This window comes from Rhodospirillaceae bacterium, from assembly GCA_016712715.1.
Classification (GTDB): domain Bacteria; phylum Pseudomonadota; class Alphaproteobacteria; order Dongiales; family Dongiaceae; genus Dongia.
On record JADJQM010000001.1, the window covers coordinates 1987702 to 2008450 of the forward strand.

The 20749-nt window shown below is 64.4% G+C and carries 24 protein-coding genes; 9 read left to right on the forward strand and 15 right to left on the reverse strand.

Annotated elements, in window-relative coordinates; all coding sequences use genetic code 11:
- Positions 1 to 54: 54 nt before the first annotated feature.
- The 4 genes from IPK59_09635 to IPK59_09650 form a co-directional block, all read right to left on the reverse strand.
- On the reverse strand, positions 55 to 1713 hold the full coding sequence (locus IPK59_09635; GenBank protein ID MBK8158999.1) for a tetratricopeptide repeat protein: 1659 nt from the start codon (positions 1711 to 1713) through the stop codon (positions 55 to 57).
- Positions 1714 to 1905: 192 nt separating this feature from the next.
- Positions 1906 to 2148, reverse strand: coding sequence for a hypothetical protein (locus tag IPK59_09640; protein MBK8159000.1), 243 nt, complete (start codon positions 2146 to 2148; stop codon positions 1906 to 1908).
- A gap of 38 nt (positions 2149 to 2186) precedes the next feature.
- Complete coding sequence (locus IPK59_09645; GenBank protein ID MBK8159001.1) at positions 2187 to 2405, reverse strand: hypothetical protein; 219 nt, start codon at positions 2403 to 2405, stop codon at positions 2187 to 2189.
- Positions 2406 to 2471: 66 nt separating this feature from the next.
- Positions 2472 to 2714: a hypothetical protein gene (locus tag IPK59_09650; GenBank protein ID MBK8159002.1), complete on the reverse strand. Its 243-nt coding sequence runs from the start codon at positions 2712 to 2714 to the stop codon at positions 2472 to 2474.
- A 27-nt stretch (positions 2715 to 2741) separates the two neighbouring features.
- On the opposite strand from IPK59_09650, the gene IPK59_09655 reads away from it, so the two are divergent.
- Positions 2742 to 3641, forward strand: a complete 900-nt coding sequence (locus IPK59_09655) for a CoA ester lyase (protein ID MBK8159003.1) — start codon at positions 2742 to 2744, stop codon at positions 3639 to 3641.
- Here the strand turns inward: IPK59_09655 and IPK59_09660 are convergent.
- Positions 3638 to 3802, reverse strand: a complete 165-nt coding sequence (locus IPK59_09660; protein MBK8159004.1) for a hypothetical protein — start codon at positions 3800 to 3802, stop codon at positions 3638 to 3640. The genes IPK59_09655 and IPK59_09660 overlap by 4 nt on opposite strands.
- 203 nt (positions 3803 to 4005) lie before the next feature.
- Between IPK59_09660 and IPK59_09665 the strand changes: the two genes are divergently transcribed.
- The 5 genes from IPK59_09665 (at position 4006) to IPK59_09685 (ending at position 7991) form a co-directional block, all read left to right on the forward strand.
- Entirely contained in the window at positions 4006 to 4701 is a 696-nt protein-coding gene (locus IPK59_09665; protein MBK8159005.1) for a Crp/Fnr family transcriptional regulator, read from the forward strand.
- A 6-nt stretch (positions 4702 to 4707) separates the two neighbouring features.
- Positions 4708 to 6048 carry an HlyC/CorC family transporter gene (locus tag IPK59_09670; protein MBK8159006.1) on the forward strand — a complete coding sequence of 447 codons (1341 nt, stop codon included), beginning with the start codon at positions 4708 to 4710 and terminating at the stop codon, positions 6046 to 6048.
- 656 nt (positions 6049 to 6704) lie between these two features.
- On the forward strand, positions 6705 to 6902 hold the full coding sequence (locus IPK59_09675) for a type II toxin-antitoxin system HicA family toxin (GenBank protein MBK8159007.1): 198 nt from the start codon (positions 6705 to 6707) through the stop codon (positions 6900 to 6902).
- 51 nt (positions 6903 to 6953) lie between these two features.
- Positions 6954 to 7445 carry a type II toxin-antitoxin system HicB family antitoxin gene (locus IPK59_09680; GenBank protein MBK8159008.1) on the forward strand — a complete coding sequence of 164 codons (492 nt, stop codon included), beginning with the start codon at positions 6954 to 6956 and terminating at the stop codon, positions 7443 to 7445.
- Between the two features lie 114 nt (positions 7446 to 7559).
- Complete coding sequence (locus tag IPK59_09685; protein ID MBK8159009.1) at positions 7560 to 7991, forward strand: GNAT family N-acetyltransferase; 432 nt, start codon at positions 7560 to 7562, stop codon at positions 7989 to 7991.
- 16 nt (positions 7992 to 8007) lie between these two features.
- Here IPK59_09685 and IPK59_09690 read toward each other — a convergent pair whose 3' ends face one another.
- Complete coding sequence (locus tag IPK59_09690; protein MBK8159010.1) at positions 8008 to 9267, reverse strand: aminopeptidase P family protein; 1260 nt, start codon at positions 9265 to 9267, stop codon at positions 8008 to 8010.
- A gap of 200 nt (positions 9268 to 9467) precedes the next feature.
- Here IPK59_09690 and IPK59_09695 point away from each other — a divergent pair, with 200 nt between their 5' ends.
- Entirely contained in the window at positions 9468 to 10235 is a 768-nt protein-coding gene (locus IPK59_09695; protein ID MBK8159011.1) for a class II aldolase/adducin family protein, read from the forward strand.
- A 161-nt stretch (positions 10236 to 10396) separates the two neighbouring features.
- On the opposite strand, the gene IPK59_09700 is transcribed toward IPK59_09695, so the two are convergent.
- From IPK59_09700 to IPK59_09730, 7 genes are all read right to left on the reverse strand, one after another.
- Positions 10397 to 12037 (reverse strand): acyl-CoA synthetase, encoded by a 1641-nt coding sequence (locus IPK59_09700; GenBank protein MBK8159012.1) that lies wholly within the window; start codon positions 12035 to 12037, stop codon positions 10397 to 10399.
- A gap of 16 nt (positions 12038 to 12053) precedes the next feature.
- Positions 12054 to 12662, reverse strand: coding sequence for a DUF1326 domain-containing protein (locus tag IPK59_09705; GenBank protein MBK8159013.1), 609 nt, complete (start codon positions 12660 to 12662; stop codon positions 12054 to 12056).
- A gap of 18 nt (positions 12663 to 12680) precedes the next feature.
- On the reverse strand, positions 12681 to 13481 hold the full coding sequence (locus tag IPK59_09710) for a DUF2182 domain-containing protein (protein MBK8159014.1): 801 nt from the start codon (positions 13479 to 13481) through the stop codon (positions 12681 to 12683).
- Positions 13482 to 13551: 70 nt separating this feature from the next.
- Positions 13552 to 14925, reverse strand: a complete 1374-nt coding sequence (locus IPK59_09715; protein MBK8159015.1) for a HAMP domain-containing protein — start codon at positions 14923 to 14925, stop codon at positions 13552 to 13554.
- A 13-nt stretch (positions 14926 to 14938) separates the two neighbouring features.
- Complete coding sequence (locus tag IPK59_09720) at positions 14939 to 15697, reverse strand: response regulator transcription factor (GenBank protein ID MBK8159016.1); 759 nt, start codon at positions 15695 to 15697, stop codon at positions 14939 to 14941.
- 222 nt (positions 15698 to 15919) lie between these two features.
- A complete protein-coding gene (locus IPK59_09725; GenBank protein MBK8159017.1) occupies positions 15920 to 16276 on the reverse strand; it encodes a hypothetical protein in 357 nt (118 codons plus the stop codon).
- The gene (locus IPK59_09730; GenBank protein MBK8159018.1) at positions 16237 to 16713 is read right to left on the reverse strand and encodes an EF-hand domain-containing protein; all 477 of its coding nucleotides are present in this window, start codon (positions 16711 to 16713) and stop codon (positions 16237 to 16239) included. Before IPK59_09730 ends, IPK59_09725 begins: the two co-directional genes overlap by 40 nt.
- Before the next feature lie 351 nt (positions 16714 to 17064).
- On the opposite strand from IPK59_09730, the gene IPK59_09735 reads away from it, so the two are divergent.
- Together IPK59_09735 and IPK59_09740 are read left to right on the forward strand one after the other, a co-directional pair.
- Entirely contained in the window at positions 17065 to 17310 is a 246-nt protein-coding gene (locus IPK59_09735; GenBank protein MBK8159019.1) for a ParB N-terminal domain-containing protein, read from the forward strand.
- 122 nt (positions 17311 to 17432) lie between these two features.
- Positions 17433 to 18071: a VOC family protein gene (locus IPK59_09740; GenBank protein ID MBK8159020.1), complete on the forward strand. Its 639-nt coding sequence runs from the start codon at positions 17433 to 17435 to the stop codon at positions 18069 to 18071.
- 54 nt (positions 18072 to 18125) lie between these two features.
- On the opposite strand, the gene benE is transcribed toward IPK59_09740, so the two are convergent.
- Both benE and IPK59_09750 read right to left on the reverse strand, forming a co-directional pair.
- Positions 18126 to 19337, reverse strand: coding sequence for a benzoate/H(+) symporter BenE family transporter (benE, locus tag IPK59_09745; GenBank protein ID MBK8159021.1), 1212 nt, complete (start codon positions 19335 to 19337; stop codon positions 18126 to 18128).
- A 188-nt stretch (positions 19338 to 19525) separates the two neighbouring features.
- Positions 19526 to 20743, reverse strand: a complete 1218-nt coding sequence (locus tag IPK59_09750) for an FAD-dependent oxidoreductase (protein MBK8159022.1) — start codon at positions 20741 to 20743, stop codon at positions 19526 to 19528.
- Between the last annotated feature and the right edge of the window lie 6 nt (positions 20744 to 20749).

Sequence of the window (20749 nt, forward strand, 5' to 3'; positions counted from 1 at the left end):
CGCCCTTGTCTATTTCACCATGCCCGGGGATGACGACAGTGAAACGGTGAGCTGTCAGTTCACGAGATTGAAGAAGATCCGCGTGTTGTCGTAGCCGGCCACGAGGGTCAACTGGTCGCCCGGCTGCACGGCGACGGGCTCGGCGAAGAAGTGCATCGCCTGCTTCCAGTGATTGGTCCGCGTCCGGCTGTCGGAACGGTAGACGACGTCCTCGAACATGTGGAGGTCGAACCAGAAGGCGATGCCGTGGCACAGGCCGGCCTCGGTCGCAGTCACAATCAGGCGGTGGCTGTCCATTTCCTTCATGTCGGTGCGGAAGTCGAAGGTGAGCGCCACGAAGCGGTCAGACAGCTTACGGTGCGGATCGGCCGCAAGGTCGATCTGCGCATAGCCCGGCGAGCGGAACTGATCCATGGCCGACATGTCGAAGCCGGCGATCATGCCCACCGGATTGATGCGCGCCAGGTGGTCGCATTGCAGCAGCGCACCATAGATGGTGGAAGCTTCAGGAATGATGCGGCCGTCGGGCTTCACCAGATTTTCGCGGGCGTGGCGCATGATGGAAAGCATGTTGGGCGCCAGCATGCCGACATTGATCAGTTCGGAGACGAAGAGGTCGGCCCGTTCCGGCAGATCCTCGCCAAGGCGCAACTGGGTCGATTTCTTGTTGATGACGGTGATGCGGTCGGCAAGGCCGTTCTGCGCCACGATCGCGCGCGCCGCATCCGCCATGACCGGCAGCACCTCGCAGGTGACGACGTGTCCAGCGCCGGCGCGGGCGGCCATCATGGCGACGATGCCCGAGCCGGTGCCGATTTCGAACACCGTGTCGCCGGGGCGGACAGCGCGTTCGAGCGCCTGGCTGTAGGCGATGTTGCGCTCGTCATCGTTGATCATCGGGATGTGCCAGGCAGGCACCATGCTCGACAATTGCAGGCGAAGCGCAAAGGCGAGGTCCTCGTCCTCCGGCAATTCGGCGAGGCCCTGCTGAATGACCCCCATGGCATCGTCGGGCCGCTGCTGGTCATGGAGCGCCTGTGCCAGCGAGGCATAGGCCGGGGCGCATTTCGCGTCGAGCCGCAGGGCTTCGCGGAAACAGGCCTCCGCTTCCGGCATCTGATCGAGCTGATAGAGGATCTCGCCGAGGTTGAAATGCGCATCGACAAAGGTCGGGTCATGGAGGACCGCTTCGCGGAAACAGACCATCGCCTTGTCGAACTGGCCCCGGCGCTTGACGGCGATGCCCAGATTGTTGATGGCGGCGACCAGGATCGGCGGCGTTACCAGGGCCCGGCGGAAGGCATTCTCGGCCTCCTCGACGCGGTCCAGGCGGAGCAAGGCATTGCCGAGATTATTCCAGGCCATGCCGTCATCGGGCTTGAGGATGGTGGCGTACCGGAAATTGGCCTCGGCCTCCTGGTTGCGTCCCAGGGAATAGAGCAAGGCGCCGCGGCTGTTCTGAAACTGGGCGCGGTCGGGATCCAGCACAATGGCGCGGTCGATGAGATCGAGGGCCTGGTCGGGTGCTGCACCCCCCTGAAAGCCGATGACGCCGAGGAGATGGACCGCGTCCGCGTCATTTGGATCGGCGGCCACGATCTCGGCGCAGATGCGGCTGGCATCTTCCAGACGGCCTTCGCCGATAGCGACCATGGCCGGCTCGATGGATTGCAGATGCTCTGGTATCGCCGCTTCTGACTTGTCTTCCGTCACATCGCCCCCAGATGCTCGTTCCGAAACCCGCATCGCCACCCGGGCGGCAGGCCCGAACCGCGACTCGGCACACACGCGGATAGGTGCCGATCGTCAGCACAGTTTATCGCGCAAATCGGCGATAATGCTAGTTAAGGGCTGTCCTGGCGGAACGGCCGGCGCGGGGAAACGGCCCGATCGGCTGTCGAGGGCTCAGGCGAGGATGTTGACCAGCGACCCGCGGCCGGCGGGAAGGCCGCCCCGGCTGCTGTCCAGCGAAGGCGCGGATGCCGGCGCGCTGGAGATTTCCTTGGCGGCGCCGACGGCCTCGGTCAGGAGGTTGGCGACGTTCTGGTCCTGCTTCTGCTGGCCGCGGATGCCGGACAAGGCGGCCTGCTGCCCGCGTTGGGCACTGGCGATCTGGGAGGCGGCAAAACCGGCGGCAGCGACGTCCATGTCAAATCCTGAAAAGGGTCAGTGTCGTGGGTGGATGATCAGGCGGTGATGTCGAGCAGCGCCTGGGTGGTTTCGTTTTCGGTGCGGATCACGGCGGCATTGGCCTTGAAGCTGTTGGCAGCGAGGCTCAACGACACGATATCCGCCGGATCGACGGAACCTTCGGCGACGTTCTGGGCGGTCTGCTCGATCTTCGCCGAAGCCGATTTCAGGCCTTCGATGGCGGTGCTGATCGTGCTGTTCGAGGTGATTTCCATAGCTACCTCCCTGGCTGCTGACCTGCAGCCCGTTATTTCGCTTGGCCGCATCCTAACCCAGCCCTGTTAAAATTTGGTTTCTTTTTCGCGCCGAATGCCCTGGAACGCCCAAATTCTTAACAGAGTCACCAGATCGTTAATATCTGCCCAGGGGTTTTCCCGGCCGGACCATGGACTAAGGTCTGTCCCGCCCTGCGCTTTTACCACTTGATCGAAAATTTCGAAGATTGTTAGCATCCGCAACATCAGCGGTGTGATTTGCGCCGCCAGCGACCTATAAATGGTCGCCCCGGGGCTGATATCGCCCAAAGGCGACAAAGGAATGCAAGACCAGCCATGACCATCAGACCGCGCCGCTCCGTCCTTTATCTTCCAGCCAGCAATGCGCGCGCGCTTGAAAAGGCGCGCACCCTGCCGGTCGATGCCGTGATCCTGGATCTTGAGGATGCGGTGGCCCCGGAAGCCAAGGAATCAGCCCGCGCCCAACTGGTCGAGGCGCTCCAGGCCGGCGGCTTCGGCAAGCGGGAGGTGGTGGTCCGGGTCAATGGGCTGGATACGCCCTGGGGCCATGACGATGTGGCGGCGGTGGCCAAGCTCGGCGCCGATGCGATCCTGTTCCCCAAGATCCAGTCGGCCGATGACGTCCTGGCGGCGGTGGCTGCCCTGGCCCAGGCCGGTGCCCCCGCGACGCTGCCGATCTGGATCATGGCGGAGACGCCGCGCTGCATCATGAGCATGGATTCGATCGCCAATGCCAGTCCGCGCCTCGCCTGCATCGTCGCCGGCACCTCGGATCTCAGCCGCGACCTCCGCGCCCGGCCGGCGCCTGGCCGGATCGGCGTCATTTCGGCGCTCTCCATCATCGTCATCGCCGCGCGCGCCTATGGGCTGGATGCCCTCGACGGCGTGCATCTCGATATGAATGACGAGGAAGGCTATCAGGCGGCCTGCGAGCAGGGCCGCGATCTGGGCTTCGACGGCAAGACCCTGATCCATCCCAAGCAGATCGCCGCGGCCAATGCCGCCTTTGCCCCCAATCCGGGGGAAATCGAGCAGGCCAGGGCGATCGTCGCGGCCTGGGCCGAGGCACGGGCCCAGGGCAAGGGTATCTGTGTGCTGGGCGGCAAGCTCATCGAGAAGCTCCATGTCGAGGATGCCGAGCGCCTGCTCCAGCTCCACGCGGCCATCCAGGCACAGGCCGACAGCACCGCCAGCTCGCCCTCGGCGGCGGCTTAGTCCTTGCCGCCGATCCGGTCGACGCAGCCGACCTGGCTCAACTTGTTCACCTGGCCATAGGCGCCGAGGTCATAGGCGCGGGTGGCCGTGCAGGCGCTGAGGCCGCCGCCAATCAGGGCGAGAATCGTTAACGTCTTCACATAATTACGAAAAGTCGACATCACACAGCTCCGTTCAAAATGCGGTGGGCGCTCTTTGCCGGTATTGGCGAAGCACACACATCGCTTGGCTCTGCCCTTAACCTGGGGTGTCGTTTCCGCTAGGTTGTGAACCGCTTCACAAGGAGGTCAGCATCCCCACCGCCGACAAACCCACCCCGCCCGCCCCCAGCGCCGCGGCCGCCACCGGGCTTGCAGCTCTGCCGATGCGCGCGCAATTGCTGGCAAAGAGCTTCCTGTTCCGCGGCCTCGAACCCGCCTTGCTGGAGCGCGTGGCGCGCCTGTGCCTGCCCAAGAAGCTCGGCGTCGGCGAGACCCTGTTCTGGGAAGACGAGCCGGCGGATGCGCTCTATGGCGTGGCCCGGGGCCTCATCCGCATCTGGGTGCATGGGCCGGACGGGCGCGAGCTCACCCTCAACCTGATGGAGACGGGCGACTTCTTCGGCGAGATCGCACTTCTCGACGGATTGCCGCGGACGGCAAGTGCCAGTGCGCTCGCCGATACCGAGATGCTGAGCGTGCCGCGGGCGGCGTTCCTGGAATTGATGAAGCAGGAGCCCAAGCTCGCCCTCCACATCATCGAATTGCTGTGTGAGCGGCTGCGCCACAATACCGACCGCATCCGCGACGCAGCCTTCCTCGATCTCGGCGCGCGTCTCGCGAAGACCCTGGAAGCGCTGGCGGCGGGGCATGGTGAAGAGGGGCCGGACGGCATCCTCATCACCGCCAAGCTCAATCAGAGCGAGCTGGCGCAATTGCTGGGTGTCACGCGCGAGGCGGTCAACAAGCAACTGAAGCAATTCACCCAGGACGGACTCATCGCCACCAAAGGCAGCCGCATCCTGGTGCGCGATGCCGCCGCGCTGTCCGCGCGCGGCAAGATCAAGGAAGAGAGCGCCTAAGTTCCGATGACCGAGATTCCCGTCGAAGACACGTCCCTGTGGTTTGAAATACTGATCGTCCTGTTGCTGGTGCTGCTCAACGGCTTTTTCGCCATGTCGGAACTGGCCATCGTCTCGGCGCGGCGCGCAAGGTTGAAGCCCATCGCCGATGCCGGTCATCGCGGGGCGAAGAAGGCGCTGGAACTGGCCGAAGATCCGACCATGTTCCTCTCCACGGTGCAGATCGGCATCACGCTGGTGGGTGTCGTGGCCGGCGCCTATTCAGGTGCCACCTTGTCGGCGCCGCTGGCGCGGGTGCTTGGCGACTGGCCGCTCATCGCCGATTATGCCTATCCCGTCGCGGTGACACTGGTGGTCGCCTGCATCACCTATCTGTCGCTCATCATCGGCGAGCTCGTGCCAAAGCGCGTCGCCATGAACCATGCCGAGGCGATTGCCATCCGCGTCAGCCTGCCGATGGCGCTCATCGCCAAGATCGGCGCGCCTTTGGTGCTGATCCTGCGGCTTTCGACCAACGCGATCCTCACCCTCATCGGGCTCAGCGGCGACCGCGATACGCAGGTGACCGAGGAAGAAGTGAAGACCATGGTCGCGGAAGGCGCCGAGAGCGGCGTCTTCGACGAGGAAGAGCGCTATATGATCGACCGGGTGCTGCACCTGGCCGATTACTCGATCCGCAGCATCATGACGCCGCGCCCCGATATCGATTGGATCGACGTCAACGACCCGGCCGAGGTGTCGCTGCAGCATGTCATCGCCAGCGGCCATTCGCGGCTGCTGCTGTGCCAGGGCAATGTCGACGAGGTGCTGGGCGTGGTGGATGCCAAGGATCTGCTGCAGCAGTTGGCGACGGGCCAGAAGATGGACCCGCAGCTCTGCGTCAAGATTCCGCTCACCCTCCATGAGACGACCACGATCCTGCGGCTCCTCGAGCTTTTCCGCCACGCGCCGACCAGGGTCGCCATCGTGCTCGATGAGTATGGCAGCGTCGAAGGCATCGTGACCCAGGCCGATATCTTCACGGTGATCGCCGGCGAGATGTCGGAGGAAGAGGATGCCGATGACGCCATCGCCGCGCGCGGTGCGGGGTCGTGGCTGATCGACGGCCGCACGCGGCTCATCGATGTCGAGCGCAAGATCGGCGCCAGCGGATTCGTGCATTCGGATTACAGCACGCTCGCCGGCCTGGTGCTGCACCGCCTTGGCCGCGTGCCCCGGGTGGGCGAGAGCGTCACCTATAACGGCTTCCGCCTGGAGGTGGTCGATCTCGACGGCCGCCGCATCGACAAGGTGCTGGTGGATCGGGTCGGCGAGGAGAAGAAGCCGGCGGTCGACAAGGCGTCGTAAGGCTGCGCGCAGGCATGCCGACACTGCCGGGCAGGTTTTCCTGACCGGTTGACGCTGAGAGGAACCCGCGCATCTGCAATCATTCGGGCAGCGTCACGGCTGCAAGGCCATCGGGCTTTGCCGCCGCCGCGTTGTGATCGGGATGCCTGCCGATCCAGGGGGCCCATTCTCCCGAGGGTCCGGGGGGAACCGTTCTCCGTGCGGTCCGTGGGAACCCGCTATCGCGCTGGGTTCGTCGGGATCCGCTATCGCGCAGGATCCGGCGGGAATCGTTATCCCAGCGATTCCGGGGAGACCCGCTATCCCGGCGGATCCATGGGGCCGGACTTCAAGCGCCGGCCCTGCCCTTTTCGCCCCGGCCTCATCTGAAGCCAGGATAGCAACCGGCCTGCGCCGAGGACCCTCTCAACCGGCCGAAGCCATCGAGAAAGCCACCGATCCTGCGCCGGAGACAACCGAATGATTGCAGATGCCCGGCAGCGTCCCGCCGCGCATCGGCTGTTGGGTGGTGAAGTTCATTGGTACCAGATTCCTATATTGACTGTCAAGAACAAAATAGGAACACTGTGGAGAGCACCGCAACTTCGGATGCCGGGTTTCGGCACGGACATTGTGTATTGAATACACAAATGATACATACCGCAAATGAGCCAGTGATGGGCAAACAGGTCAGCAGCCGGGACGCGATCAGGGAAATCGAAATGCGCGGCTGGGTCCTGGCGCGCAGCCGCGGCGATCATTTCACCTTCAAGAACCCGGCGAACCCGATGCTGATCACCCTGCCCCATCCGGTGAAATCCCTGTCGCCCGGCATCGTGCGGGATATCGAACGAAAGACCGGCATCAGGTTCTGATCGGGCGGCAGATCTCTGGATGCGCCGCCGCTGGAATGCAGGAGACGAAGGATGAACGCGTGCTACCCGGCGGTGATCGATATCAATCCGGTGGTCGAGGGCGACATCACCAGGGCCCGGAACAAGGCAGGAAACAAGACTGGTGAGATGCTCGGCGCCTATGGCGTGACGTTTCCAGATATTCCCGGTTGTTACGCTGCCGGGGACACGATCGAGGCAGCGATGCGGAATGCCAGCGAGGCATTGGCGCTGCATCTGGAGGTCATGCAGGAAGAAGGATTGCCGCTGCCCCAGAGCAGCAGGCCGGAGACGATCCTGGCCGATCCGTCGATCAAACTGGCGGCCATCGCCATGATCGACGCGCCGACACCGAACAAGTCGGTGCGCGTCAATATCTCGATGGCGAGCGATCTCCTGGAGCGGATCGATGCCGTGACGTCAAACCGATCCGCCTTCCTCGCCGAGGGGGCGAGGTATCTTCTGGAGCGTGGTGGTGGCGTGCAGCCGACCACGCGTCGTGCCTCAAAGGGACGAAAGAACTAAGGATCGTCGAACGAGGTTCGGGATCGTGCTGGAGATGGCAGGAACCAACGGCCTTTGCATCACACTCAGAGTTTTAGTTTACTGCCTCACCTCCTCCCACGCACCCGCAGGTTCATGATGCTGTCGCTTCAACCCGTTACCGATCTCGCCCCCTTCGCCGATCTGCTGCGCGCGAGCGGGTTGCCGGCCGATGACCTCACCCAACCGGGGCGACGTTTCTGGCGGGCTGTTACGGGCGATGGCGTGACGATCGGCTATGGCGGGCTGGAAGGAGATGGCGCTGACGTGCTGCTGCGCTCGGTCGTGATCGACAGCAGATCGCGTGGCAGCGGATCGGGGCGCGCGCTGGTGGCTCTTCTGCTCGCCGAGGCGAAAGCCGGCGGTGCGTCGAAGGTTTGGCTGCTCACCTTGAGTGCCGCGGATTTCTTCCGCCATCTCGGCTTCAGCGTGGCGGCGCGCGCGGCGGCGCCGGCCGCCATCACCACATCGCAGCAGTTCAGCGCATTGTGCCCGGCCAGCGCGCAATTGCTGGTGACGAGCGTCTAGATAGCGAGCCGCGCCCTCACACCTCTTCCCACGGAAAACTATCCAGCCGCACAGCGCCCGTCTCGGTGATCACCACCTGGGTTTCCAGTTTCACGCATTCGCCTGTGCCTTCTTCGCCGATGAGGCTTTCGACGCAGACGGTCATGTTCTTCTCGAAAATGCCCCGATAGGCGGCTTTCCAATCGGGATGCAAAGGGATCGAGGGATACTCGTCGGCCAATCCCACGCCGTGGAGCGCCACGGAATAGCGGCAGCTCACATATTTTTCGGGGATGCGCCAGCTCTTCGCGTTGAACTCGTCGAAGCTCAAGCCGCTTTTGAGAAGGGCGAGGTTATGCTCGATCTGCTCGCGGGCCGTCAGATAAAGGTCGCGCTGGTGCGGCGTCATTTTCGTATGGCCCACGGTCCAGGAGCGCGAGAGATCGGCGCAATAGCCATAGGGGCCGATCATGTCGGTGTCGAAGCCCAGCATGTCGCCAAGCTTTGCCACATGGTCGGAGCATTCCTGGAACCAGGGATTGGTGCGTTCGCCCACAGTGAGGAGGCGCGTTTCCAGCCATTCGCCGCCGGAGCGGATGTTTTCGTAATGGAGCTCCGCCCAGATTTCCTGTTCGGTCTTGCCGGGCAGCGAGTGATCGTAGAGCCGCGCCATGCCGGCTTCGCAGACACGCACGGTCCAGCGCATGAGATCGAGTTCCTCGGCACTCTTGATCGAGCGGGCGATCTCGGTCAATGCCTGGCCTTCGACGACGGTGACGCCGCGCTTGCGGAGCGCATCGACGCCGGGCGGGTCGAGCTTGTCGATCGCGAGGCGCATGTTGCCGCCATTGCGCTCCTTCAGGATCGAGACCAGCTCGTCGGCCCAGGCATCGACGCGTTCCTGCAACCGGTCGGCGGTGTACATGTAGAACCAGGCATTGCCGGGGCGAACCTCGTTCACCGTCTCGAAGCCGTCGGCGAGATGCTCGGCGCCGCGATAGGCGAATTCGATGGCATGGCCGTCGGCGAACAGCAGCGCATAGTGGAACGGGTTGTGGGTCGCCCAGAGCTGCATGTTGGAAAGGTCGGTCGCATAGCGGATGTTGATCGGGTCATAAAGCAGGATGGCGGCGCAATCCTTGGCGACCACCTGTTCCACCAGCCGCTGCTTGCGGTAGCCGCGCGCACTGACCAGGGTCGATTTCGGCAGTGGACTTTTGAGCGGTCGGTCAGATCCTGCCGGATTGAGATAGGTTGCCTTGCGCGCGTCCTTGAAAACCGGCGCCGTGGGCGCCATGACCAGATCCGCCGACATGTCTTCCCCGATGAGACTGTTTCGCCACGTAACGATCCATGAGCTAAATCTAGCCCCCGCGCCGGGCCTCCGGCGATACATAATTGGCATGCCAGGATCGCAGCCATGCATAGGCGGCATTTGACCGAGGAAGTGGCCTTGCGCATACTCAGGTCAGCATTCCAGCCCTTCAGGAGCAGATGATGACCTCGGTTGCGCGTATTCCTGCGAAAGCCCGGCTCGACAACTCGCATTACGAGGAGCGCTGCCAACTGGCCGCGGCCTTCCGCTGGACGGCGGAACTCAACATGCATGAGGGGGTCGCCAACCATTTCAGCCTGGCGGTCTCGGACGATGGCAGCCAGTTCCTGGTCAATCCCTGCGGCAAGCATTTCTCGCGCATCAAGGCCAGCGACCTCATCCTGCTCGATGCCAACGATCCCAGCACGATGGACCAGCCCAACGCGCCGGACCCCACGGCCTGGGCGATCCACGGCGCCATTCACCGGAACGCACCGCATGCGCGCTGTGTGCTGCATGTGCATTCGAAATATGCCCTCACGCTGGCCTGCCTCAAGGATCCCAGCATGAAGCCCATCGACCAGAACACGATGCGTTTCTACAACCGCATCGCCTATGACATGGGCTTTGACGGGATGGGGCTGGGCGACGAGGCGGAGCGGCTGTCGACCTGCCTCGGTGACAAGAAGGTGATGGTGATGGGTAATCACGGCGTGCTGGTCGCGGCCGCGACGGTCGCCGAGGCCTTCGACCTCCTTTATTACTTCGAGCGCGCGGCGGAGACCTTGATCACGGCCTATTCGACCGGACGCGAGCTCAACATCGCCAGCCATGAGGTGGCCGAGAAGACGGCGCGGCAGTGGGAAGAGTATCCGAGCGACCAGGAGAACATGCATCTCAACGAGATCCGCGCGATCCTCGATCAGAAGCAGCCGGATTACGCGGAGTAGGTAATCAGGCGGGCGAAGACGCAGAAAGTCCCCTCACCCCAACCCCTCTCCGCTGTCGGCGAATGCCGACATTCGTCGGCTGTGGGGCGAGGGGCTTTATAGCGAACTCGCTCAATACTCCCTCGCCCCACGAAGTGGGGAGAGGGTCGGGGTGAGGGGACTTACAGCCCCTTCGCCTGCTCGCGCAGGATGAATTTCTGGATCTTGCCGGTTGAGGTCTTCGGCAGTTCGCCGAACACGACGCGCTTGGGGGCCTTGAAGCCGGCGAGGGCTTCGCGGCAGAAGCTGATCAGCTCGGCTTCGGTCGCGCTGGCGCCCGCTTTCAGCTCAATGAAGGCGCAGGGCACCTCGCCCCATTTGGGATCCGGTTTCGCAACGACGGCGGCCAGGGCCACAGCGGGGTGCTTGAAGAGGCGGCTCTCGATCTCGATCGAGGAGACGTTCTCGCCGCCGGAGATGATGACGTCCTTGAGGCGGTCCTTGATCTCGACATAGCCGTTGGGATGCTGCACGGCCAGATCGCCGGAATGGAAATAGCCGTTGGCGAAGGCCTTTTCCGTGGCGGGCGCATCCTTGTGATAGCCCTTCATCACCGTGTTGCCGCGGATGAGAATCTCGCCCATCGATGTGCCGTCGGCGGGCGGCGTCGCGCCCGTCTCGGGATCCTGCAACCGAATCTCCTCGGTGACGGGCATGCAGACGCCCTGCCGCGCCTTGATCTCGGCCTGCTCGGCGAAGGGGAGCTCGTCCCATTCCGCCTGCCAGGCGCAATGCACGACATGGCCGAAGGTCTCGGTGAGGCCGTAGACCTGCATCACCTCGAAGCCAAGCTCCGCCATTTTAGCCAGGACCGCGCTGGGCGGCGGGGCGCCGGCGGTCATGACCTTGACCGGATGCTTGATCGCGCGGCGCTCGCTCTCCGGCGCATTCACCAGCATGCCGAGGACCACCGGCGCACCGCCCAGATGGGTGATGCCGTGATCGGCCACCGCGTCGAAGACCGCCTTGGCGCTCACGTAACGGCAGAGCACCGCGGTACCGGCGACCAGCGCGAGGGTCCAGGCATGGCCCCAGCCGTTACAATGGAACATCGGCACGGTGTAGAGATAGCGAGGATGAGGCTGCAGGCCCCAGCCGACCACAGTGCCGAGACTCATGAGATAGGCACCGCGATGGTGATAGAGAACGCCCTTCGGCCGCCCACTGGTGCCCGACGTGTAGTTGAGCGAAAGCGATTGCCATTCATCGGCGGGCAATTGCCAGGGAAGATCGATATCGCCGCTCTCAAGGAGCGCGTCATAGGTGAGGGTACCCAGGCGGTCTTCCGGCGCCTGGCCCGATTTCGCGGCCGGATCGACGATGTCGATGACGATCGGCTTGGGGCCGCTCATGCGCGCCAAAGCCTCGCGCATCGTGCCGGCGAATTCGGTGTCGGTGATCAGCACCTTGGCGCCGCCATGGTCCAGGATATAGGCGACGGTATCAGGATCGAGGCGGGTGTTGATGGTGTTGAGGATGCTCCCTGAGAGCGGCACGCCGAAATGTGATTCGAAAATTTCCGGCGTATTGGCAGCCATCAGGGCCACGACATCGCCCTTCCCCACACCCAGCCGCTGCAGCGCCGAGGCAAGGGCGCCGGCCCGGTTGCGCAAGGCGAGCCAGCTATAGCGCCGCTGGCCATAGATCACGGCGACGCGGCCGGGGAACACCGCCGCTGCCCGGCTGAGGAAGGAGAGCGGCGACAAAGGCACAAAATTCGCCGCGTTCCTGGGTAGATCGATGTCGTCCGTCATGACACGCATCCCGCGCCCGGTTGGATCAGGGCCCACGCCAGTCGATGGCGCAGATCTCGGCGCTGCGGCCATCGAAATCCCAGACGCGGCCGAAGGCGCGGACGCGGCCCTGATTGGCCTTGGCCACCGTGATATCCGGACCCATCCAGTATTCGGTGTTGGTGATGACGACATGGAAGCCGGGATCCTTGCCGCCGATCGGCTCCACCTCGCCGATGATCCGCTTGGGCACAACGAGGCGGCGCTTCTCGCCCTCGCGCTCGAAGCTCACGGGGGCGCGCTCGGCGCCCAGAAACGTGCTGACCAGGATCGAGAACAATCCCGTGGTGCCGCGCGCCTTGCCGCTGAAGATGTTGGTGAGCTTTTCGAAAGCGGCATCCGAGGCGCGCTCGTCGATATAGGCGGCGGCGGTCCAATTGCCGCGCGCCATGTTGCCGGGGATATCGAGCAGCAGGGCGACGTTGAGGCCGGAAAGATCGGTGTCGCCGCTATGGCCCTCATCGATGCGGATGCCGCCCCAGCCCTGGCATTGCCCCTCGGTCGGCGGATGCTTGCCGAGCGAGACGACGCAGGGACAGAAGATCGTGCAACTGCAATTGAGGATGAGTTCGCCCTTGAGCGCCCATTTTTCCATGATCTTTTTTTCTCCCCTTCAGATCGCGAACAATGACGTACCCAGGGTGAAGCCCGCCGCCGCGATCAGGATCAACCCCAAGGGTATGGTGACATAGCGCCCGGTGCCAGCGAGTTTTTCGAGCACCATCAAAAGCATGCCGAGCGCCATCCAGGCGAGGTTCATGCTGCCGCCGATGAGGGCCAGCAGCATCAGCGCCCAGCAGCAGCCGAGACAGTCGCGGCCATGGCGCAGGCCCATCGCAGCCGCCCCGCGCAGGCCGTGGCGCCAGTTGACCATGAAGAAGGTCATCGGGTGGCGGCAGCGCGTGAGGCAGGCATGTTTGAGGCGGCTGAACTGATAGAAGCCCGCGCCCGTGAGCAGGAGAGTGGCGAATATCGGTTCGGCCTGGGGCGGCATGAGGCGGGCCAGCATGAATTGGAGGGCGGCCGCCGCCAGGGAAAAACCCAGCCAGATCGCGGCATAGGCGAGCAGGAAGGCCAGGAACAGCGCGCTCGGCGAGCCAGCCCTGCCCGGCTGCACCAGGATGGCGAAGCGTTGCAGGGTGGGGAGGGAGGTCGGCAGCATCATGCCCAGCGACATCAGCGCCCACATCAATGCGAGCGTGTCATATCCGGTGGCGTTTCCGGGTGCGAGGCAGCGCGAGAGGAAGTCGGCGATGACATCATCAGAGCTGCCGGGAGCTGCGCTGGTCCAGACGAGGCCGGCCCAGGAGGCGGCGAGTAGGAGATAGAAGGCCAGCCAGCCGACGACCGGCCATTGTCGGGCAAGCGAGATGGATTGAAGCCTGGAGAGGCGCTGCGGTTGATCGACACTCATGGCGCCAGAAAAGCACGAAATCGGGGCGCGTGGAACGATTTCACGCGCCGCAATGCAGCAGAGCCTGGCCCTAGCGCGTCAGGCGCGGCAAGCTGAGGCGCACCACAAGGCCGCCCGTGTCGCCATTGCCAAGTGTCACGTCCCCGCCATGGGCGCGCAGCACATGGCGGGCGATGGCAAGGCCGAGGCCCATGCTGCCGGCAGTATGGGCGGAAGGTGACCGCGCCGGGTCGAGCCGGTAGAAGGGGTCGAAGACGCGCTCCTGTTCCGCCAGCGGAATGCCGGGGCCGGCATCGCGCACCCTGATTTCGATACTGTCCGGCGTCTCGTTCACGCTGACCCTGGCACAGGCGCCGTATTTGACGGCGTTCTCGACCACATTGGTGACGGCACGCTGGAGCGAGAGCGGTGCCGCCTCGAGGACGAGATAGGCCGGTCCCTCATAGCTGGCCTCGCCGCCGGCATCGACGATCTCGTCGCAGACGGAATGCACCAGGGAGGCGAGATCAACCATCACACGCTTCTCTCCCGCAACATCGTCGCGCGCGAAAGTGAGGGTGGCGGCGATCATGCGGTCCATCAGGCCAAGGTCGGCGAGGATCCTGTCGCGCTCGCTGCCCATGGGCAGCGCCTCGGCGCGCAGGCGCAGGCGCGAGAGCGGCGTACGGAGATCGTGGGAGATGGCGGCCAGCATCTGCGTGCGGTCGGCAACAAACCGTCTGAGACGATCCTGCATCCGGTTGAAGGCGCGCGTCACCGCGCGCACTTCGCGCGGTCCCGCCACGGCCAGGGGTGCCGCGTTCATGTTGAGCCCGAGCTGTTCGGCACCACCGGCCAGGCGCCGCAGCGAGCGCGAGATGCCGCGCGCCGCCAACAGGGAAATGGCGATGATGGCGAGGAAGGTGGCGACCCAGGGCAGCCAGGGAAAGAAGGGTGGCGGCGGCAGCAATTCGGCAAAGGGCATGGTCACTGTGAGCCAAGACCCATCCTGGAGGCGCAGCCACAGAATGGCGGGCTGGTCGGGTGGCGTCGGAAAGCCAAAGGGCATGGGGCCCGGGTCTGGCTCGGTGCGTTCCGCTTCCAGCAGCACCTCGGTCACCAGATGCGGCATGGCGCGCAGCACATGATCGCGGAGACGCCCCAAAGGCGGCATCTGCACAATGGATGCCTTTGGATCAAAATGGTCCCTGATGTCGAGCTGGAAGGCGCTGATCGCGTGCAGCACATCGCGGCGCCGGTCCGGCGGTGTTTGCGCGGCAAGCTCGATCGGTCCCCGCAGGCGCTGGATGACGGAATCGAGACCGGATTGCGGCCACCAGCCGTTGCGGTCGCCGAGGAACAGCAGATAGCCCAGGCCCTGGGTCAGCAGCATCGCCGCCACCATGATGAGCGCGATGCGGGTGGCGATGCGGTCTGGCCACAGAAGACGCGCGTGCCGGGACATCACCCTGGGGCCCCTAGTCCAGCGTGACGCTGGGTGCAAACAGATAGCCGCCGCTGCGCACGGTCTTGATGATGCGGGGTGCTCGCGGGTTCTGTTCGATCTTGCGGCGGATGCGGCTGATGAGGATGTCGACGCTGCGGTCATTGGCCTCGCCACCGCGGTTGCGGGTGAGTTCCACCAGATGCTCGCGCGTGAGGGTAGTCTGGGCATGTTCGATGAGCGCCAGCAGAAGATCGGTCTCGCCCGAGGTAAGCGTGATCAGCACATCGGCCGGGGAAAACACCTCGCGCTTGGCGGCATCGACCCGCCAGCCGTCGAAGCGATAGACGCGCTTTGTCCCCTTGCGTCCAGGCAGGACGGAAACGCCCTCATTGCGCTGATGGGCGCGGCGCAGGACGGCCCGGGTGCGCGCCACCAGTTCCGCCGAATCGAAGGGTTTCGCTACACAATCATCGGCGCCCATGTCGAAGCCGGCGAGCTTGTGCGGCCCGCGCCCGAGCGCGCTCAGCATGATGATCGGCAAGTCGGACTCGGCGCGCACGCGGCGGCACAGGGAGAGCCCGTCCTCATCCGGCAGCATCAGATCGAGGATCACCAGATCAGGCGGCGCCGCGTTGAGCAGCCTCAGCATGGTGGCGCCGTCGGGCGCCAAGGAGACGCGGAATCCGTTCTCGCCGAACAGGCGGCCCAGCAGCAGGCGATGATCCTGATCGTCATCGACGATCAGCAGATGCGGCAGTTGCGCTTGTGTCGGTTCGGTCTTTGCCGGCATGGCGAGCATATCTCGGGAGCCCTTTGTTGCGGGTGATGGTGGATGACGTTAGTTCATGGCGCGGTGCGGGCATGATCGCAAGTGAATGCTGTAGCGCGCGTCAAAATGGCCCCGCCGCCAGGCACGGCGGCGGGACCGAGGCGTGGCAAGATGGCCCCGCCGCCAGGCACGGCGGCGGGGCCGACTGGCGGCACTATCTGCCGACCGGTCTTCGGGCAAGCGTCAGGCCGTAGCCGAGAGAGACTGGCTGGCCTGGAATGACCCTTCCTGCAGCTTCAGGAAGTTCGCCAGCACGCTCTGAAGATCCTTCAGATTGATGCTGGCTGAACTCGAGCTGGCCGAGGTGGATTGCTCGGTGATGCGCTTCTGCAACATCTCGATCAATGTATCCTCCTCATCCTCCTCCTCTTCACTTGAGGCCGAGGCGGATGGCGGCGGACCCGACGGGGGGCCACCGGCACCACCCGGACCGCCCTGGGGACCACCCGGGGGACCAGAAGGACGGTTGCTCTCGAAACCGGCCTGCAGTTCGTCCGCGGTCAAGGATCCATCCGCATCCGTGTCGAAGGATGCGAACAGTTCCTTGAGCTCGGTCTCGCTGGGCCCTTGCCATTCTGCGGCGCGCCGGCAATGAACTCGGCTTCATCGACGCCGCCATCGCTGTTGCTGTCCAGCTTGGCAAAGAGCTGTTCCGCCGACCGCGGTTGCGGCCGCGAGGCTTCCTGCTGTTCGATCAGTGCCGCACGCATCTGATCGCTCAGCTTCTGGAAGCCGCTCTGCAGTTCGTCCTGCGTGAGCTTGCCGTCACTGTCACCGTCGAAGCTGCTGAACATCTCCTTGGCGAGTGTTTCGGTCGAACTGCCGGCAGAACTGCTGCCGGCCGTTGCTCCCGCGACGAACTCGGTTTCGTCGATGCCGCCGTCTTCGTTGGCATCCAGCTTGGCATAGAGTTGTTGTCGCATCTGGCTGAGCGCGGCCGTGCCTGGCCCCGCCGTGCCATAGTTACTTGAGATCATCGGAGATACTCCTCCATTCGGGTTGCGGATTCCCGTCGGCTCAGCACGCAGCGCGTCCGCTGTGTGTCATGATCCGGCAGTATCCACCCGAAAATTCGCAGGAAACATGCCAGACATTGTTTGATAAACTCCGGCAATACATTGAGATCACTGGACATATGCCGACACAATAACAAGCAAGATGCTGTATTCGCTGGCCGATGACGATATGCTGCGAAGCATCGCCGTTGACCGGCATACGAGACAAGCTCACGTCTTGTGGCGTTTTGTTTCCGGCATCGAGCAGAGATATATTCAGCAATATTGGCGCGCGCCGGAGCGGGCCCAACAACGACCAGGAGCCATCGCGGCATGAAGCCCACCAAGATCAAGATCGCCGATATCTATGTGCCCGCCGCCCTGCGCGTGCCGGTCGATGCCGCCAAGGTCGAGGATCTGGCGTTGGACATTGCCGAAAAGGGCCTCCTGGTGCCGATCATGGTCCGGCCCGACAAGGAACGCTATGTGCTGGTGGCTGGCCTCCATCGCATGGAAGCGTGCAAGGCGCTGGGCGAAGCCACCATCATGGCCGAGCTGGTGCAGGCGCGGAAGCACTAGGCTCGCCAAGGTGTCAATGTTAGGCATGACGGAGTTAGTCATGGCAGAGTTAGTCATGGCAGAGTTAGTCATGACAGACTGGCGCACATGGATTCGCTAAACGACATAGGGGCTTTCCGCCTTTGCTGAAGCTTGACCACCTCACCGTCATTGCTCCGACGCTCCGCGAAGGAGTGTCCCATGTCCAGGAATGCCTCGACATCGAGGTGCCCTTCGGGACACGCCACGATTACATGGGCACCCACAATCACCGCCTTCAGTTGGGGAACAACGTCTATCTTGAGATCGTCGCACGCGACCCGGACGGGACTGAGCCCGGTCGGCCGCGCTGGTTCGGTCTCGACAACCAGGCGCAGATCAGGGCGGATTGGCACGAAGGCCGGCGCCTGCGCGGGTGGGTTGCCAGCACGGTTGCCATCGGTCCCCTTGTTTCAAGACATCGCGCGATCTTCGGCGACAAGGTTCCCCTTCCGGCCGACAACCCGACTTTCGACTTTGCGATCCCCGCGGACGGCTCGCTCCCGCTCGACGGCGCAGCACCCTCGCTCATCGACCATCGAGGTGATCCCACATCAATGACCTCGATCCCGGATCTGGGCGCGCGCCTGCTTTCGCTCACACTTCGGCATCCGGATCCTGCGGCCATCGAGGCGCTGTACCTGGCACTCGCGATCGATCGTCCGCCTGCGCTCGTCCGGGGCCTGCGCCTGTCCTACCGCGCACAAATCGAGACACGGACCGGCTTGAAAGAGCTGACCTGAGCCGGTTACGCGGTTGGTGATGCCTTCCCGGCACTTCCCCAAGGGGGGGCGACGCTATCCCCGGCCGGACTGGCCCCGCCAATGCGTCAGGGCATAGATGGCGCCGCCGGCAAGCAAGCCCCAGAACGCGCCGCTGATGCCGAAGAAGCCGATGCCGGAGGCCGTCACCACAAAGGTGATGATGGCGGCCTCGCGGTCCTTAGGATCGGTCACGGCGCCGAGCAGCGCGCCGCCGAAGGCGCCGAACAAAGCAAGGCCCGCCACCGCTTGGATGAGGATGGGTGGGGCGGCACTGATGAAGGCGGTGGCAGCCCCCGCCCCCAGCCCGAACAGCACATAGAAGATGCCCGAGGTGGCGGCCGCCCAATAGCGCCGTGCGGGATCAGGATGGGCATCGACCCCGGCGCAGAGGGCCGCGGTGATGGCGGCCAGGTTCACCGCATGGCCGCCGAAGGGTGCTGCCAGCAGCGTGAAGATGCCGGTGATGCTGAAGAGCGGCCCCGGATGCGGGCGGTAGCCGTTGACATTGAGCACGGCGATGCCGGGGATGTTCTGCGATGCCATGGTGACGATGAAGAGCGGCAGCGCGATGCCGATGAGACCGGAGAGGGTGAATTCCGGCATGACCAGGACCGGCTGCGGCCACAGCGCCGTGGCGTCGAGATGCGAGACATCGACGGTGACGGCGATGATGATGACCGTCACCAGCACCGCGGCCGGCACGGCATAGAGCCGCCGGAAACGCGCCACCAGCGCCCAGGTGACGATGATCGCGAGGCCATAGGCGGGTGCCTCGGCGATGGCCTTGACCGGGGCGAGGCAGAGGCCGAGCAAAACGCCCGCCAGCATCGCATTGGCGAGCGGTGCGGGGATCGCCGCCACCGCGCGGCCCAACGGCTTCCAGAGTCCCGCGATGACAATGAGCGCGCCGCTGATGAGGAAGGCGCCGATGGCGACGGGAAAGCCACCCTCCGGCAAGGCAGTCGCGGCGAGGAGGGCGGCACCCGGCGTCGACCAGGCGATGCTGATCGGCTGCCGGGTCCTGAGGCTGAGATAGATCGCGCAGAGACCCATGCTGATGGAAAGCGCCATGAGGCCCGAGGCCGCCTGCGCCTGGCTCGCCCCCATGGCGGTCAGGCCCTGGATGATGACGGCAAAGGAACTGGCAAAGCCGACGAAGGCCGCAAGCAGCCCGGCGGCCATGGCCTGGTGCGAGAAGGCCGCCAGGGTGCCGCCGTCGCTCTCTTGTTGGGATGAAGAATTCATGCGAGTCGCCAAACGTCGTCAGGGTTGCCGACAATGCGAAAATCGACGGGCCTCGTAAAGAGGCGGTGGATTTTGTCAAAAACCCCTCACCCCAACCCCTCTCCCCAGAGGGGCGAGGGGCTTTAAAGCCAGCTCGCTGGAAACTCCCTCGCCCCGCTTGCGGGGAGAGGGTCGGGGTGAGGGGCGCTTCAGGCGAGAACTGTCTTGAGGTCGCTGGCCGGATCGGCCAAGGCCGCGCGGTCCGGGGATCTGCCGGCCTCGAGGGCCTTCTTGCCCAAGGCGTAGGCCAGGGCGTCGTTCATGGCGTCGATGGCGATGAGCTTGTCGCCCTGGAAATACCAGATCGACTGGCTCAAGGGTCGCTTGCCGGGGCGGAGCACCGTGCTGTCATAACCCCGGTTGAGGCCGGCGATCTGCAGCTTCACGTCATATTGGTCGGACCAGAACCAGGGCTTGGGATCATAGTCGGGTGCTGCGCCGAGCAGGCAGGCCGCGGCATGTTCGCCCTGGTCGATCGCGTTCTGCACCGATTCAAGCCGCGTACGCGCACCGCGCCAGGCAAAGACTGCGCAATCCCCGGCAGCGAAGATGTCTGGATCGCTGGTGCGGCATTGGCCGTCGACCAGGATGCCGCCCTCGACGGCAAGACCCGCATCCCGTGCCAGCGCGTCATTGGGGATGATGCCGATGCCGACGATGGCAAGATCGGCCGGGATGATGGTGCCGTCCTTGAGCCGGGCGCCGGTCAGGCGATTGTCGGCACCCAGGAGTTCAGCAAGGCCGGTCGATTCACGGATGGTGACGCCATGCGACTGATGGAGGGCGCGGAAGAAATCCGAGGTGGGGGCCGCCGCCACGCGCTGCAGGATCCGCTCCGCCATCTCAATGACTGTGACAGTGAGGCCCTTCTGTGCCGCGACCGCCGCCGCTTCGAGGCCGATATAACCGCCGCCGATCACCAGCAGCTTTGCACCGGGCTTCAAGGCAGGGGCGATGGCATCGGCGTCGGCGAGGTTGCGGATGGTGAAGACATTGCCGAGCCTGCCGCCGATCTCAGAGGGCAGCGAGCGCGGCGTCGAGCCGGTCGCCAGCAGCAGTTTCGAATAGGGAAGCTTGCTGCCATCGGCGAGCGTCAAGAGATGAGCGGCGGGATCCAGCGCCACGGCGTGGCTCTCGAGGCGGAGGTCGATCTGCTGTTCGCCATACCAGCTCAAGGGACGGATGAACAAACGCTCGACCGCCAATTCGCCGGAGACATATTTCTTGGAGAGCGGCGGGCGCTGATAGGGGGCGGCCGGTTCCTCGCCGACGATCGTGAGCTTGCCGTCATAGCCCAAGGCGCGCAGCTTGGCGGCGCAGGAGGCGCTGGCCTGGCCGGCGCCCAGGAGGATGATCGGTGCCGCCATGGTCCC

What these genes read in the sequence shown, in the direction of transcription:
- IPK59_09640 (MBK8159000.1), bottom strand. Translation starts at nt 2,148, where the DNA reads ATGGACGTCGCTGCCGCCGGTTTTGCCGCCTCCCAGATCGCCAGTGCC.
- IPK59_09645 (MBK8159001.1), bottom strand. Translation starts at nt 2,405, where the DNA reads ATGGAAATCACCTCGAACAGCACGATCAGCACCGCCATCGAAGGCCTG.
- IPK59_09655 (MBK8159003.1), top strand. Translation starts at nt 2,742, where the DNA reads ATGACCATCAGACCGCGCCGCTCCGTCCTTTATCTTCCAGCCAGCAAT.
- IPK59_09660 (MBK8159004.1), bottom strand. Translation starts at nt 3,802, where the DNA reads ATGTCGACTTTTCGTAATTATGTGAAGACGTTAACGATTCTCGCCCTG.
- IPK59_09665 (MBK8159005.1), top strand. Translation starts at nt 4,006, where the DNA reads ATGCGCGCGCAATTGCTGGCAAAGAGCTTCCTGTTCCGCGGCCTCGAA.
- IPK59_09670 (MBK8159006.1), top strand. Translation starts at nt 4,708, where the DNA reads ATGACCGAGATTCCCGTCGAAGACACGTCCCTGTGGTTTGAAATACTG.
- IPK59_09675 (MBK8159007.1), top strand. Translation starts at nt 6,705, where the DNA reads ATGGGCAAACAGGTCAGCAGCCGGGACGCGATCAGGGAAATCGAAATG.
- IPK59_09680 (MBK8159008.1), top strand. Translation starts at nt 6,954, where the DNA reads ATGAACGCGTGCTACCCGGCGGTGATCGATATCAATCCGGTGGTCGAG.
- IPK59_09685 (MBK8159009.1), top strand. Translation starts at nt 7,560, where the DNA reads ATGATGCTGTCGCTTCAACCCGTTACCGATCTCGCCCCCTTCGCCGAT.
- IPK59_09690 (MBK8159010.1), bottom strand. Translation starts at nt 9,267, where the DNA reads ATGGCGCCCACGGCGCCGGTTTTCAAGGACGCGCGCAAGGCAACCTAT.
- IPK59_09695 (MBK8159011.1), top strand. Translation starts at nt 9,468, where the DNA reads ATGACCTCGGTTGCGCGTATTCCTGCGAAAGCCCGGCTCGACAACTCG.
- IPK59_09700 (MBK8159012.1), bottom strand. Translation starts at nt 12,037, where the DNA reads ATGCGTGTCATGACGGACGACATCGATCTACCCAGGAACGCGGCGAAT.
- IPK59_09705 (MBK8159013.1), bottom strand. Translation starts at nt 12,662, where the DNA reads ATGGAAAAATGGGCGCTCAAGGGCGAACTCATCCTCAATTGCAGTTGC.
- IPK59_09710 (MBK8159014.1), bottom strand. Translation starts at nt 13,481, where the DNA reads ATGAGTGTCGATCAACCGCAGCGCCTCTCCAGGCTTCAATCCATCTCG.
- IPK59_09715 (MBK8159015.1), bottom strand. Translation starts at nt 14,925, where the DNA reads ATGTCCCGGCACGCGCGTCTTCTGTGGCCAGACCGCATCGCCACCCGC.
- IPK59_09720 (MBK8159016.1), bottom strand. Translation starts at nt 15,697, where the DNA reads ATGCCGGCAAAGACCGAACCGACACAAGCGCAACTGCCGCATCTGCTG.
- IPK59_09730 (MBK8159018.1), bottom strand. Translation starts at nt 16,713, where the DNA reads ATGATCTCAAGTAACTATGGCACGGCGGGGCCAGGCACGGCCGCGCTC.
- IPK59_09735 (MBK8159019.1), top strand. Translation starts at nt 17,065, where the DNA reads ATGAAGCCCACCAAGATCAAGATCGCCGATATCTATGTGCCCGCCGCC.
- benE (MBK8159021.1), bottom strand. Translation starts at nt 19,337, where the DNA reads ATGAATTCTTCATCCCAACAAGAGAGCGACGGCGGCACCCTGGCGGCC.
- IPK59_09750 (MBK8159022.1), bottom strand. Translation starts at nt 20,743, where the DNA reads ATGGCGGCACCGATCATCCTCCTGGGCGCCGGCCAGGCCAGCGCCTCC.